This is a genomic window from Nocardia sp. NPDC058633 (assembly GCF_042717045.1).
Taxonomy (GTDB): domain Bacteria; phylum Actinomycetota; class Actinomycetes; order Mycobacteriales; family Mycobacteriaceae; genus Nocardia.
This window is the reverse complement of the sequence record NZ_JBHXRA010000028.1, coordinates 29,365-41,244: the sequence shown is the minus strand read 5'-3', so window position 1 is coordinate 41,244 and position 11,880 is coordinate 29,365. Positions and strand designations below refer to the sequence as shown.

Below are 11,880 nucleotides of genomic sequence, written 5' to 3'. Positions count from 1 at the left end.
CATCGCCGACCTGCGGGACCGGGGACGGTCGTTGCGGGAGATCTCGACCGACTCGGGCGTCGACCGGGCGACCGTGTCCGAGGTCGCCAGCGGCAAGCGGTCGAGAATCTCGGCCACGTCTGCCGAGAAGATCCTCGACGTCGGTGCGGCGGTGAGCGTGTGAGCGCCCCCACGGTGCCCGGTGTGTACGCGGGCGTGCCCGAGCAGGTGTACCACGGCGATCGAGGCAGCATCTCGTCGTCGCAGGCGCGCCGCCTACTCGAGGTGACCCCGCATCGGTGGAAGTGGGAGCGCGACAACCCGAAACCGCCATCGGACGCATTCGATTTCGGCACCGCCGTGCACACCCTCGTCCTCGGCATCGGCGCGCCACCGGTCGATTCCGGCTACGAGAAGTGGCAGAGCAACGACGCCAAGGCTGAGGTTGCCCGCATCCGCGCCGAGGGCGGGATCCCCTTGAAGCCGAAGGACTTCGCAGCCGCCCGCGCCGCTGCTGATCGAGTTCTCGCTCATCCGACCGCCGCGGAGATGCTCTCGCAGGGCGTGCCCGAGCTGTCCGCGTGGGCACGCGACCCCGCGACCGGAGTGATGCTGCGCACCCGGCCGGACTGGACGCGTTGGCTCGATCCGAACACCGCGATCGTCGACGACTTCAAGACGTCGAGCGAGCCCGGGCCGGACGAATTCCTTTGGAGCATCGCGAAGTACGGCTACCACCGGCAGCAGCCGTGGATCGAATACGTGCTCTTGCTGCTCGGCATCCGTGTCGTCAAGTTCCGGTTTCTCGTCGTCTGTTCTGACCCGCCGCACGAGGTGTACGTGGTCGACCTGCCCAGGCGCGCCGTCGACCTCGGCGCGCGCGACAACCGACGTGCCATCGACCGCTTCGCCGAATGCTCGCTCACCGATACCTGGCCGTCGCACCTCGACGGCGTCCATCACATCGACCTGCCCGAGAAGACATACCGCCAAGAGGAATGGATCTCATGACCACTGAAACCGCCATCGCCATGGTCGACGACGGCCCGGCCGCCCTCGCGCTCGGCACCGTCGACCCGCTCGACAACCTGATGCGCTACGCCAACGCCATCGAGGTGTCGTACGGATTCGCCGAGAAGATCTGCCGCACCGCGATCGTCCCGAAGATCTACCAGGGCAAACCGCAGGACGCCGCGGTCGCGATCCTGCACGGCGCCGAGCTCGGCCTGAATCCGTTGGCCGCGTTGCAGAACGTGTTCCCGGTGCACGGGATGCCGTCCATCTACGCCAAGACCATGGTCGCGCTGCTGAAGTCGAAGGGCTACAAGTTCAAGACCGTCGAGGCCGGGCCCGAGAAGGTGACATTTACCGGTTGGTGGCCCGGCGAGGATCCCGAGACGAGCACATGGACCATCGAGCGCGCCACTAAGGCCGGGTTCGTGCCCACGATCGACGAGAAGACCGGCGAGTTCGCTCGCAACAAGTGGGACAAGCTCATCGGCAACGAGAAGTACCTACTCCAGCCGGAAGAGATGCTGTGGGCGAAGGCTGCCGCAACGGTCTGCAAGCGTCTCGCCCCGCATATCCTGCTCGGCCTCGCCGTCGCCGAGGACCAGGAGGACCGCGCCGACGAGCCCGAGCCGGTGCGCGTCGCCTCCGAGCGCGTCACGCCGCTCGCCCCCGAAACCGGTGTGGCCGCAGGGCCGCTCGTCCAGCAATGGCAGCCGCCCGCCGACGAGCAGACGGTCGACGAACCGGCCTCGCAAGAGGGAGCAAAACCGGACACCGCGCAGGTAGAAGAACCGCCCGCTAAGCCCGCGAAGGCCTCGACCAGCACGCAGCAGAAGAAGGTCGCGAGGCTGCTCGACGAGCGCGGCATCGCTGCCGCCGCCGACAAACTCGGCACACTCTCCTCGTTCTTTGGTCGCCCGTTCGCCTCATCGGCCGAGATGACATGGGACGAGGCCGTGGCGCTACTCGCCCACCTCGAGGACAATCCGGTCGCGACCGAGCAGCAGGTCGAGCGCCTCGGCAAGGCGCTCGACGAGGTAGGCCTGACCGACAAGGTGCCTGCCGATCGGCTCGAGTTCGTCTCGCTCAAGACGGAACGGCCGATCGCCGACCTCAAGCACCTCACCGGCACCGAGGCCGAGACGCTCGCCGGCGCGCTCGAGAACAGCATCCCGTGCGGCCCGACCGGCGACGAGACCCCGGCCGGTGATGTCCAGTGACCGCGTCCATGAAGCCCGGCCGCGAGGCGGCGATCGAGATGCTCGACGGCGCCGCGAAGACCCTCGCCGACATCGACGCCGATATGTCGTCGCCCGTTGACCGGCTCGAGTTGCTCACGATGTCCAACCTGCTCGCCAACTTCGCGAACGTGAACGCGCTACTCGCGATCGAGTCCCGCCTCGGCGAGCTCGTCGAGCAGCAGCGCATCGCGAATGCGCCTGTCGACGTCGCCCCGCGATCGACCATCTCGTTCCCGCCCGGAATGACCCTCGAGCAGGTCGCCGACGCACTGACGAATTCCTGCACCACCCTCATCCCCAAGGAGAACCATGCCTGACCAGACCGCCCCCAGCTTCAACCGCGCCGACGCCCTCGCCGGTCTGCTCGGGATCCTCGCCTCGGTCGAGGCGCTCACCAAGCGCGCCAGCCGGGCCGCCGAGGACGAGCCCTCGACCGAGAGCCCCGACGCGGACGGTCGCAAGGCGTTCCGCACCTTCGCGACCGCGGCCGAGGTGCGCGCCGATTTCCTGTCGGCGAACCGCGAGCTGATGGAAGAGAAGGCCGTCGCGATCGTCGTGCTCACGCCCCGCGGCGAAAACGACGTACAGGCCGCGGTGATGACCCTGCCCGGCATGTGCGCCTACAAGCAGGCGATCGCGCTGCAGGCGGTCGCCGACAGCATCGCCAACACCCACAGCACCGCCGAGTGCGACCGCCGCCGCGCGGACACAACCCCGCGCAACTAACCCAGCTCTCGCACCGCGCGGTTACGGCCGCGCGGTGCGGGCGGCGGACAGGAGATCCGAACATGAACGAGACCGTGATCGTCGGCACCGGCGATCTACGCCAGGCGCTCGCCTCGGTGCGCGTACACGCCAGCACCGACAAGGAAAACCCCTCGATTCACCGCGTGCGCCTGGCGCTCGGCGGCAGGCACCTCGCGGTGAGCGCGACGGACCGATTCACCAACGCGATCGCGATCGTGTCGCTGTGGAGCGAGGAGGGCGCACACGAGGTATGCGGGATCGACCTGCTGCCCGACGACGTCGGCAAGATCCTGTCGTTCTTCCAGGGCGGCAAGGGCGGCAACGGCGGCGCCGAGCCCGAGCACCTGCTACGCCTCGAGCTGCTCGACGGGCACGTGCTCATCACCGACTGCAGCGGAATGATCGACGGCCGCGCGCTGAAAGTCCCGCGGTTGTCGACGGTCGACACCGACCTCGGCAAGGTAACCGGACTGATCTACCGCTACCAGGACGCGCGCACTCGGCTCATTGACGATGTGGCGGTCTCGGGTGACTCTCTCGCCCGTTTCCAGGCCGCGAGCAAGGCCTACGGCGAGCCGCTCGTGATCGAGGGCAAGGGCGCCCCGGGCGGCCGTGCACCGGTGCTGTTGGTGCGCTGCGGCGAGAGTTTCCTCGGCCTGATGACCTCGCGAACCATCATCGACGGGCAGCGACAGCAGCTCACCGATTGGGCCGCCGGGTGGGGCAATCGACTGCCCGCAATGGCCGACGAGGCGCGGCTCATCGACGAGGGGCAGGCGGTCGAGGAGGGCGCGCCGTGAGGTCGGCGGGGGTTGTGGTTTCGGATCCGGGCGCCGTTGGCGGGTGGGCGTTCTTTCTGTCGACCGTGTGGAGGCGCGTGGTGGATTCAATTACGGGCGCACGGCGAGAGCTATTGCCGTGCGACATGTTCGAGTGGCAGCGCGTCGTGCGACGGATCGAGATGCACACCACCACAAAGCTTTTGGCGCTCGTGCTATCGACGTACGCCAATGCGAACGGGTCGCACATCATCCCGGGCACCGAGCGCCTCGTGTTGGTGACGTGCACGAGCAAGGCGACCGTCGCGCGACACCTCGAGTTGCTGCGCAGCATGGGACTGATCGAGCGCGTGAAGCAAGGCAACCGGCACGCGAAGCACAGCGACGAGTACCGGCTCACGCTGCCGCCGAATGTGCTCGATCTGCCGATGCTCGGCCCCGACGACCAGCCGAAGCCTGGGGCGCACCAGTGAGTCCCAGACATTCACCCGCAGCGGCCGGTCTGAGTCGCACCCGCGATCCCCGGACTTATCCACAGGTTGTGAGTCCAGGTCTCACGGGCGAGACCTGGAGTTATCCACAGGCTGTGAGTCTGGGTCTCACCCATGAGACCTGCGCGGGCAGAGCGGCGAAAAGTCTAGGTCTCACCGGTGAAAAGTCTAGGTCTCACCGGTGGCGAGTCTGGGTCTCACCGGTGAGACAACACCAGAACATACCAACCACTTACCAACCGAACCCGCGTCGCTGGCTTCCCAACGCAACCCACTTTCGCGCGAACGGGCTGTGGACAACATGACCCTCGATCGCAGCGGTGACGAGCTCGACGACGACCCCGATCCCGAGGCCGTCTGGCACGACCCGAGATGCCGCAACGGCTGGCTCATCGACGACCCCGACGACCCCGACCCCGACGTGATGCGCGCTTGCCCGATCCACCGGCCCCCGCCGCCCGACGCCGGATTTCACGACTACGCCGCACGACCTCCCAGCCTGCGAGCACAGCAAGCAATCGCAGCAGCAGAACGCAAGGAACAGGACAAGAACCGATGACCGCTCAAACCGCCCAAACCACAACGGAATTCACCACCGCGCGCGGCCGAACTGTCCGAATCGGCCAGCACTACCGCGATGCTCGCGAGAGCAACGTTCGCGATCTCGTCGTCGAAAGCATCGGCGTTTACGCCCCGCCCGAGATCCGAGGCGTGCAGAAACCGCCGATCTGCTCGGTCACGTGCACCGTCACCCGCACGACCGACGCCGGTACCGAGCTCATGCGACCGACGACCATGTCGGCCGAGCGGATGACCGGCAAGGAGTTCCGTCTCGTCGAGGAGTATCGCGGCGATCGCGCCGTTGTCGTCGTCGAGCTGCCCACCGAGGACGGCACGCTGTGAGCACCGAGATCCCCGAGCCGATCGCGACCGTCACCGAGTACGCGATCTCCTGCCTCCCCGAAACGGACAGGGATCGAAAGCACTTCACCTTGTTCGTACGGAAGTCCACCGGCGATCTGTGGCGCGTCTGCGACAGGTGGGGCGACCGCTACGACATGCACGGCAAATACGTTCCCGCGATCGACACCAACGACGAGGATCTGCGACGCACGACCCTCATGCCGCTCGATAAAGCCCTCGAGATCGCCAAGCGTGTCGCGCCGACGCTGACCTGCAACGGCAAGACCGTGTCCGACGTTCTCGCGGCGGGCGGCGCCCGATGACGCGCACATTCGAATTCCACCGGGATGCCGACGTGTCCGGCGTGAGCGGGACCGGAGTCGTCGCGGACGGGATCGTGTTCGACGACGGGCACGTTGCCCTGCGCTGGCGCGGCGAACGCCGGTCAACGGTCACATGGTCGTCGGTCGAGGATGCGATCGCCGTGCACGGACACGACGGCAAGACCCGCCTCGTGTGGACCGACCTCGACGACCCGACCGTGACGCCGCTGGCGTGTGGCTGCACGGCGGTACTCCCGTTCGCCACTGGCGAGCCGATCCCACGGACCGGGCTCGGTCGCCCGCTCGCCGTCGTCGACCCGGCCGAGCTCGCCCGCGCGAACGCCAGCATCGCTCGCGCGGCCGAGTTCGTCGACGAGCTGCTCGTCGACACCGAGCTCGACGCGCACACCACCGGTGGCGACCCGATGTTCGCCGGGCTGCTCGGCCACCTCGAGAAGGCGATCGTCGAGGGCGCGCTGTCGACCGATGCTCAGTGCCGATCGTGCAAGGCGCCGGTCGCCTGGCGAAACAGCAACAACGGCAAGCGCACGCCGATCGACCCGATCCCCAGCGACACCGGCAACGTGCTCGTCGTCGGCGGTCACTGCGGCGTGCTCACGGCCGACCAGATCGCGAACGCGCGAGGCGCCGGCGACCCACTGTACACCTCGCACTTCGCCACCTGCCCGGACGCCGACGCCTGGCGCAGCAAGGGCGGCGACCGTGGCTGAGTCCGCCGACGATTCCGGGTTCACGATCCGGCTCGACCCCACCGAAGCGCCCGCGCGCCGCATCCCCGTCCGGTACTGGCCGAGCCCGAATGCGGTCATCTTCGGGCACCTCACGCTCGGGGAATCGACCGCAGAGGGTGACGTCACCCGCTACGCCGCGACATTCACCGCGGGCCCGCTACATGGCGAGCAGCCGGTCTACGACCTGCACATAACCCCGAAGGAGCCGACCGTGCCGAAGCGACTGCCCGACGAGCAGCTACGGCGGCTCACGCAGTACGTACACCCCGACGAGACCACCGAGTACGTGCGGGAGTGGCTGCACTCAATGGCCGACGAGCTGCTCGAGCTGCGCCAGGAGCAAGCCAAGGTGCGTGCCGCTCTCGCCGGTCACCCGCGCTGCGACGTGATCCCGGACGACGATTTGGTGTCGTGCGGATGGAAACACGCCGTCGTCGATATTCAGCGCGCGATCGACGCGCCCCACACCACCCAGAGGGAGAGCGACCGTGGCTGACCACACCGCCGCCGAGCAGCTCGCCGCGATCGACATCGTCGCCCAACTCGTAAACGACGAGCCATACGACGGGCTCGCCCGTCCCCTCGAGTTGCTCGCCGCGCACATAACGCAGCGACGCGAGCACGACCACGAGATCGGCGTCGCGTTCAACCGCGGCGTGCACAGCACCGGGCAGGGGCGCAACCCCGCCGAGCTGGGCGCACTCATCCGAGCGGCCGTCGAGTCGACCGGATCCACCATCACGCCGCCGATCGTCGACGGCGAAATCGCCGAGGAGTCCGACCGTGATTGACGTACTGATCTTGCCCGGCACGGGATACCGATTCGGCGACGGGATCTCGCTCGCCTTCGCCGATGCTCTCGACCCGACCGTGTTCCGGCCCCGGATCGTCGAGTACGCCGCGGCATACGGCGGGCTCGATATGCCGTACGCCGAGAGCCAGCGCGCCGGGCGCCGGGCGCTGCTTGAGGCGATGAACGGCCGGTGTGTGCTCGCCGGGTACAGCCAAGGCGCGGGTATCGCGGGTGACCTCGCCGCCGAGATCGCCGCGCACATGCCCGGCGCCATCGCCGACAGTGTGCTCGGCTGCGCGCTCATCGCTGACCCGCTGCGCCCGATCGGTGCCGAGATGCCGCACCGCCCGCCGGCGCCCGGCTACGGCATCGCCGGGACGCGCGAGGTGTTCGGCGTGCCGACATGGTGGGCTGCGGCCGAGGGTGACCCGATCACCGCACTGCCCGCCGGTAATCCGCTGCGCTCGATCGCGGATCTGTCCGAGTGGTGGTCGCTGGCGAGCCCGGCCGACGCACTGCTCTGGGGTGCCGACCTGGTCGAGAAGTGCCGTACCGGTCGCTATCAACAGTGGTGGTCGCTGGCGAACTGGCGATCGTGGTCCGGCGCGCTCGCGTTCGCCCGCGGCTACCTGATCGACGGCCGCCACACGACGGACTACGTGACGCACGGGCACGTCCAGGCGCTCGCCGACACGGTGAACCGGGAGGTTGGTCGTGGCTGATCAGATCGACGAGCAGCCCGCGGGCGTGTGGATCGTGGCGGGCAGGATCTGGGGACACGAGGGCCCCGGCTGGGCGATCCCGTTCGCCACCGAGATCGAGGCACTGCGCGCGGTGAACGGCGGCGACGGCGAGCGGGTGTTCTTCGCCCCGTACGCCGTCGACCTGCGCGAAGTGATGAACGCGTGGCCCGAGCAGGTGGCCGGATGACGCCCGAGGAGATCAGGGCCGAGGCGATCGAGCGCGTCGCCCGCGCCGATTGGGAGCGAGACCGCGAGCTAGGCCGCCTGTTCGGCGACGCCGCGACATGGGAGGAGCTCGACAAGCTCGCCCCGGGCGACGAGAACGAATGGCGCGTCGACGCCGCCGTGCTCGTCGACGCACTCGGTGACATGCTGCCCATCGGCGAAGAGTCCCGGTACCTCGGCCGAGGCCTCGACCGACGAGCCCGCTACGTAACCGCATGGCGGGAGGTTCGTCGTGGCTGACCACTCCGCACTGATCGCCGAGGCTCGCGAGTACGCCGAGGTTGCGTGGGAGAAGCCGCGCGAGCTGCTGCTCTCCCTGGTCGCTGCCCTCGAGTCGTCCCAGCGCGCACACGAGGGCGCGCTCGAGATGCTCGACCGAGCGCACGCCCCGCTCGACCAGCCGATCGGGTACACCGCCGGATGGGTCGCACCCGGCGGCACCCTGCCCGTTCTCGACACTTCCGAGGTTCACGCCGACCTCGGCGAGGTGCTCGCCGAGGTCGCCGAGGCGATGACGCTCGACAGCCGCGTGCACTGGAAGGCGTACGCGCTGACTGAGATGCGAGGCGATCTCACCGCGACGGCATCACCCGACCGACCCCAGATTGAAAGGGTCGCAACTGATTTCGAGACCGTGTTGCGCGTCTATATGGACGGATTCGGCACCGGCGCGGCGAGTGCGCTCGCCAAGATCAAGCCCGGCGCGCCGGGGCACGTCGTCGACGAGGCCGCGCAAGCGCTCGTCGAGGCGGTCGGCGTCGACCCGATCGCCGTCGAGCAGCTCCGCGACATGGTGCGCAATCGCCTGCGCGGCGACGTCACCAACGAGACCACCGAGGTAAGCGTGTGGACACCCGAGGAGGGCATGTGAGCAGCGGACAGAAACCACGGACCCCCGAGTACTTCCCCCGGATGAAGTACCGCGCGCGCAAGCGGTACGACCGCGAGGCCGCCTGGCAATCGTTGCCCGTGATGTTCGTCGCGGTAGCCGAGGCGGCCGAGCGGATCCGCGCAGCGTTTCGCCAGATGACAGGCGCATTCGAGCAGAGCCGGGATCTGGCCAACGCCCGCGAGATAGTGCGCCGAATGGGCGGGGGTCACCGATGAGCGATCTCGATTCGCGCCCGCCGTTCTATCTCGTCTACGAGACGGCCGAGGGAAAGCCGTCCGGCGTGCACGCGCACATCGGGCCGTGCACCTGCCCGCCCGAGCTTGCCGAGCAGTACCCCGAGCCCGCGCCGAGATCGCTCGCGGCGGACATGCTCGTCGCAGTGCTGACGCTCGTCGCGAGGCGGATGCCGTGAGCACCATCCGCGACGAGCTCTCGTGGGGCGACATCGGCGACTATCCCGGCGGCCGACCGGCACCGACGCCGACGCGTCTGTTCGTCCCCGGCCGGGCGGTCACACAGGGCAGCAAGGACTACAAGGGCAAGAACGCCCGGGGCAAGGCGATCCTCGTCGAGTCTGCGGACGGGCTTGCCGAGTGGCGCCAGCGCATCGCGTGGGCCGGACACGGGCACGGCTGGCGACCGTTCGACGGCCCGTGCAACGTCGACCTTGAGTTCGTGCTGCCCCGCCCCGTGAGCACGCCGAAATCCCGTACGCCCCCGGCGATCCGCAAACCCGATGTCGACAAGCTGTTGCGCGCCGTCCTCGACGCGCTGACCGGCGTCGCGTGGACCGACGACGCGCGGGTGATCGACACCCGCACCCGCAAGCGCCTGGCAGAGCTCGGCGAGACGCCGGGCGTGTGGATCGCCATCACCGCCGCTGATACGCCGGTGCGCGAGCCGCAGGCGGGTGAGTGGGACTGGCTACACACCATCGTCGACGGCATCGACCGGACCGAGTGCGACGACGACGCGGGTTGGTGGCCGACATCGACGGGCGCGACGTTCGGCGCGCGGGTGCTCGACGAGCTCAAGTCCGCCATCGCCGCGCGGTACGTCATCCGAGGAACCGAGGAGGCCTGATGGGCACACGCATCACGACACGGCAAACGCTGGAAACGAAGCGCTACGCGGTCGCCGACGCCGCCGAGATGACACTCGGCGACGTCCGGGCGCTCATCAACGCCTGCGGGGACATGAGGGACGACGCCGAGATCTCGGTCGCGGCCTGGTCGACACTCGGCCGATTCAAGCGGATGGACATCACCGACCGTCGACCCCCGATCGAGGGTGCGGAATGAGGGCGAGCACATTCCTCAAGGAGCTCACCCAGCGCGCCGTGTGGGCAAACCCGTTCCTGCCGTTCCCGTCGCCCGAGCCCGCTCTGCGACCGTGGGCGAGCCCGGGTCGGGTGAGCCTCGCGGCCGAGCTGTCCGACGAGGACCGGCGTACGTGGGACGAGGCGGTTTCCTACGCGCGCCCCGAATGGCCGCGCACCCTGCGCGGTCTGCTGTGGTCGCACCTGATCGAGCAGCAGCGCGAGCTATGGTCGCTGCCAGACGACCCGCTCGACTCGACCGAGTGGATTCGACAGCAGCGGCTACGCCCGTACGACACGCTCGCACGAGAGATCCTCGACGATCCGGCGCTGCGACTACCGAGGCGCCGGTGAGCGCCCCCGAGTGCGCCGTGTGCGCACGCCCGGTCGGCGACGGACTACGGCTGTGCGTCACCTGCGGCGTCTCGCTGGTCGACGCGCTGCGCGAGATCCCCGACCTGCTCGCCGAGCTCGACACCGCGCGCAGCGGACAGACGAAATTCGCCGGCGAACGGGTGGGCGGCGCGTCGGCCGAGGTGGCGCTACCGATCGCCGATGTAACCCGCGAGGCCGAGCGCGGTGTGCGGCTGCTCGGCGAGCGTGAACGGTCCGCGCTGATCAACGTGCTCATTACATGGGCGCGCACGATCGCGGAAACGAACGGTTCGGAATTCCCGAGCCGCACGACCGGCGGGCTCGTCGAGTGGCTGATCAACCGGCCGCACGAGCTACGCGGGCACGTCGCCGCCGAGGATCTGCACAGCGATATCCTCGGCGCCGTCATCGGGCTACGCCGCATCGTCGACCGTCCGGCCGACCGGCGGTTCGTCGGGCTGTGTCCGGTGATCCGCGACGGCCGAGCCTGCGGTGCGAACCTGTGGGCCGAGGTGGGTGCCTCGTGGGTCCGCTGCCGAACGTGCCGCGAGCAGCACTCGGTGAGCGAGCTCGAGGATCAAGCCGTCGAGTCCGCGCGCCACATGCTGTGCACCATGCCCGAGGTGCTGCGCGCGTGCGAGGCGATGCGACGGCCGATCGGCAAGACGACCGGCTACCGGTGGGCGCGCGAGGGCAAGCTCGTGCGCCGCAAGTGGCTACACCGAACCGAGCACGGCGAACAGATCAGCGACCTATGGGCAGACGGCGCGACGCCGGTCTACCTGCTCGGCGACGCGCTTGAGCTGGCGCGCCGCGAGACCAACGAGGGAGGATCGACAGCATGACCGACACATACGTGTTCACCGTCGAGATCGACGACGACAGCCCCGAGGTGCGATCGGCGATTGTGGGCGCGTTCGGCAGCACCGTCGCGCCCATATTCGGCGGCATCGGTGGGCGCGTCGCGCTGACAGTGAACGGCGAGACCGTATGACCGACGACGACGGGATCGACTTCGACGGGCCCGGCACTGGCGACGATTACGCCGTGCTGCCCGATGGGCGCGTGCCGGTGTGGGTGATGCTCACCGTGGGCGACGACGCGCACTGTGTGACGCCGTGGCACAAGCACAGCACGCCCCTGATCGTGTCGGCCGCGGCGATCGGTCGCGATTGCGAGATGCCCGCGGGCGAGGTCGTCGGGCGTGAGTTCACCGCGGCCGGTAGTCGGGACGAGCCGCTGCACGACTTCCGGCTCGTGCACGATCCGCGCTAGTCTGGTCAACGAGAAGAGCCCCCGGCGGTCACG

At 68.8% G+C, this 11,880-nt stretch carries 24 protein-coding genes; all 24 read left to right on the top strand.

The genetic code is table 11. From position 1 onward, the window contains the following. Positions 1–159 precede the first annotated feature (159 nt). The 24 genes from ACFWUR_RS28170 to ACFWUR_RS28055 all read left to right on the top strand — a co-directional run bounded on the left by ACFWUR_RS28170 (position 160) and on the right by ACFWUR_RS28055 (position 11,847). Positions 160–990: a PD-(D/E)XK nuclease-like domain-containing protein gene (locus tag ACFWUR_RS28170; protein WP_378910844.1), complete on the top strand. Its 831-nt coding sequence runs from the start codon at positions 160–162 to the stop codon at positions 988–990. Then, a complete protein-coding gene (locus ACFWUR_RS28165; RefSeq protein ID WP_378910843.1) occupies positions 987–2,210 on the top strand; it encodes a hypothetical protein in 1,224 nt (407 codons plus the stop codon). Before ACFWUR_RS28170 ends, ACFWUR_RS28165 begins: the two co-directional genes overlap by 4 nt. Next, complete coding sequence (locus ACFWUR_RS28160) at positions 2,207–2,548, top strand: hypothetical protein (protein ID WP_378910842.1); 342 nt, start codon at positions 2,207–2,209, stop codon at positions 2,546–2,548. The genes ACFWUR_RS28165 and ACFWUR_RS28160 overlap by 4 nt, the downstream gene beginning before the upstream one ends. Then, positions 2,541–2,957: a hypothetical protein gene (locus ACFWUR_RS28155; RefSeq protein WP_378910841.1), complete on the top strand. Its 417-nt coding sequence runs from the start codon at positions 2,541–2,543 to the stop codon at positions 2,955–2,957. Before ACFWUR_RS28160 ends, ACFWUR_RS28155 begins: the two co-directional genes overlap by 8 nt. Before the next feature lie 62 nt (positions 2,958–3,019). Then, positions 3,020–3,778 (top strand): hypothetical protein, encoded by a 759-nt coding sequence (locus ACFWUR_RS28150; RefSeq protein ID WP_378910840.1) that lies wholly within the window; start codon positions 3,020–3,022, stop codon positions 3,776–3,778. A gap of 125 nt (positions 3,779–3,903) precedes the next feature. Further along, on the top strand, positions 3,904–4,230 hold the full coding sequence (locus ACFWUR_RS28145) for a hypothetical protein (RefSeq protein WP_378910839.1): 327 nt from the start codon (positions 3,904–3,906) through the stop codon (positions 4,228–4,230). Between the two features lie 319 nt (positions 4,231–4,549). Further along, positions 4,550–4,807 carry a hypothetical protein gene (locus ACFWUR_RS28140; RefSeq protein WP_378910838.1) on the top strand — a complete coding sequence of 86 codons (258 nt, stop codon included), beginning with the start codon at positions 4,550–4,552 and terminating at the stop codon, positions 4,805–4,807. Then, on the top strand, positions 4,804–5,151 hold the full coding sequence (locus ACFWUR_RS28135) for a hypothetical protein (RefSeq protein ID WP_378910837.1): 348 nt from the start codon (positions 4,804–4,806) through the stop codon (positions 5,149–5,151). Before ACFWUR_RS28140 ends, ACFWUR_RS28135 begins: the two co-directional genes overlap by 4 nt. Next, entirely contained in the window at positions 5,148–5,474 is a 327-nt protein-coding gene (locus ACFWUR_RS28130) for a hypothetical protein (protein WP_378910835.1), read from the top strand. Before ACFWUR_RS28135 ends, ACFWUR_RS28130 begins: the two co-directional genes overlap by 4 nt. After that, on the top strand, positions 5,471–6,205 hold the full coding sequence (locus ACFWUR_RS28125) for a hypothetical protein (RefSeq protein ID WP_378910834.1): 735 nt from the start codon (positions 5,471–5,473) through the stop codon (positions 6,203–6,205). Before ACFWUR_RS28130 ends, ACFWUR_RS28125 begins: the two co-directional genes overlap by 4 nt. After that, entirely contained in the window at positions 6,198–6,722 is a 525-nt protein-coding gene (locus ACFWUR_RS28120; RefSeq protein WP_378910832.1) for a hypothetical protein, read from the top strand. The genes ACFWUR_RS28125 and ACFWUR_RS28120 overlap by 8 nt, the downstream gene beginning before the upstream one ends. Further along, positions 6,715–7,017 (top strand): hypothetical protein, encoded by a 303-nt coding sequence (locus tag ACFWUR_RS28115; RefSeq protein ID WP_378910831.1) that lies wholly within the window; start codon positions 6,715–6,717, stop codon positions 7,015–7,017. Before ACFWUR_RS28120 ends, ACFWUR_RS28115 begins: the two co-directional genes overlap by 8 nt. Further along, positions 7,010–7,741, top strand: coding sequence for a hypothetical protein (locus tag ACFWUR_RS28110; RefSeq protein ID WP_378910829.1), 732 nt, complete (start codon positions 7,010–7,012; stop codon positions 7,739–7,741). Before ACFWUR_RS28115 ends, ACFWUR_RS28110 begins: the two co-directional genes overlap by 8 nt. Beyond that, a complete protein-coding gene (locus tag ACFWUR_RS28105) occupies positions 7,734–7,949 on the top strand; it encodes a hypothetical protein (protein ID WP_378910828.1) in 216 nt (71 codons plus the stop codon). The genes ACFWUR_RS28110 and ACFWUR_RS28105 overlap by 8 nt, the downstream gene beginning before the upstream one ends. Continuing rightward, positions 7,946–8,227 carry a hypothetical protein gene (locus ACFWUR_RS28100; RefSeq protein WP_378910827.1) on the top strand — a complete coding sequence of 94 codons (282 nt, stop codon included), beginning with the start codon at positions 7,946–7,948 and terminating at the stop codon, positions 8,225–8,227. Before ACFWUR_RS28105 ends, ACFWUR_RS28100 begins: the two co-directional genes overlap by 4 nt. Further along, positions 8,220–8,858 carry a hypothetical protein gene (locus tag ACFWUR_RS28095; RefSeq protein WP_378910825.1) on the top strand — a complete coding sequence of 213 codons (639 nt, stop codon included), beginning with the start codon at positions 8,220–8,222 and terminating at the stop codon, positions 8,856–8,858. The genes ACFWUR_RS28100 and ACFWUR_RS28095 overlap by 8 nt, the downstream gene beginning before the upstream one ends. Next, positions 8,855–9,094, top strand: a complete 240-nt coding sequence (locus ACFWUR_RS28090; RefSeq protein WP_378910824.1) for a hypothetical protein — start codon at positions 8,855–8,857, stop codon at positions 9,092–9,094. The genes ACFWUR_RS28095 and ACFWUR_RS28090 overlap by 4 nt, the downstream gene beginning before the upstream one ends. Continuing rightward, positions 9,091–9,291 (top strand): hypothetical protein, encoded by a 201-nt coding sequence (locus ACFWUR_RS28085; protein WP_378910822.1) that lies wholly within the window; start codon positions 9,091–9,093, stop codon positions 9,289–9,291. Before ACFWUR_RS28090 ends, ACFWUR_RS28085 begins: the two co-directional genes overlap by 4 nt. Beyond that, positions 9,288–9,962 (top strand): RusA family crossover junction endodeoxyribonuclease, encoded by a 675-nt coding sequence (locus ACFWUR_RS28080; RefSeq protein WP_378910821.1) that lies wholly within the window; start codon positions 9,288–9,290, stop codon positions 9,960–9,962. Before ACFWUR_RS28085 ends, ACFWUR_RS28080 begins: the two co-directional genes overlap by 4 nt. After that, complete coding sequence (locus ACFWUR_RS28075; RefSeq protein ID WP_378910819.1) at positions 9,962–10,180, top strand: hypothetical protein; 219 nt, start codon at positions 9,962–9,964, stop codon at positions 10,178–10,180. The genes ACFWUR_RS28080 and ACFWUR_RS28075 overlap by 1 nt, the downstream gene beginning before the upstream one ends. Beyond that, positions 10,177–10,551 (top strand): hypothetical protein, encoded by a 375-nt coding sequence (locus tag ACFWUR_RS28070; protein ID WP_378910818.1) that lies wholly within the window; start codon positions 10,177–10,179, stop codon positions 10,549–10,551. The genes ACFWUR_RS28075 and ACFWUR_RS28070 overlap by 4 nt, the downstream gene beginning before the upstream one ends. Next, positions 10,548–11,417 carry a hypothetical protein gene (locus ACFWUR_RS28065; RefSeq protein WP_378910816.1) on the top strand — a complete coding sequence of 290 codons (870 nt, stop codon included), beginning with the start codon at positions 10,548–10,550 and terminating at the stop codon, positions 11,415–11,417. Before ACFWUR_RS28070 ends, ACFWUR_RS28065 begins: the two co-directional genes overlap by 4 nt. Beyond that, positions 11,414–11,566, top strand: coding sequence for a hypothetical protein (locus tag ACFWUR_RS28060; RefSeq protein ID WP_378910814.1), 153 nt, complete (start codon positions 11,414–11,416; stop codon positions 11,564–11,566). Before ACFWUR_RS28065 ends, ACFWUR_RS28060 begins: the two co-directional genes overlap by 4 nt. Beyond that, a complete protein-coding gene (locus ACFWUR_RS28055) occupies positions 11,563–11,847 on the top strand; it encodes a hypothetical protein (RefSeq protein WP_378910813.1) in 285 nt (94 codons plus the stop codon). The genes ACFWUR_RS28060 and ACFWUR_RS28055 overlap by 4 nt, the downstream gene beginning before the upstream one ends. The last annotated feature ends 33 nt before the right edge of the window (positions 11,848–11,880 follow it).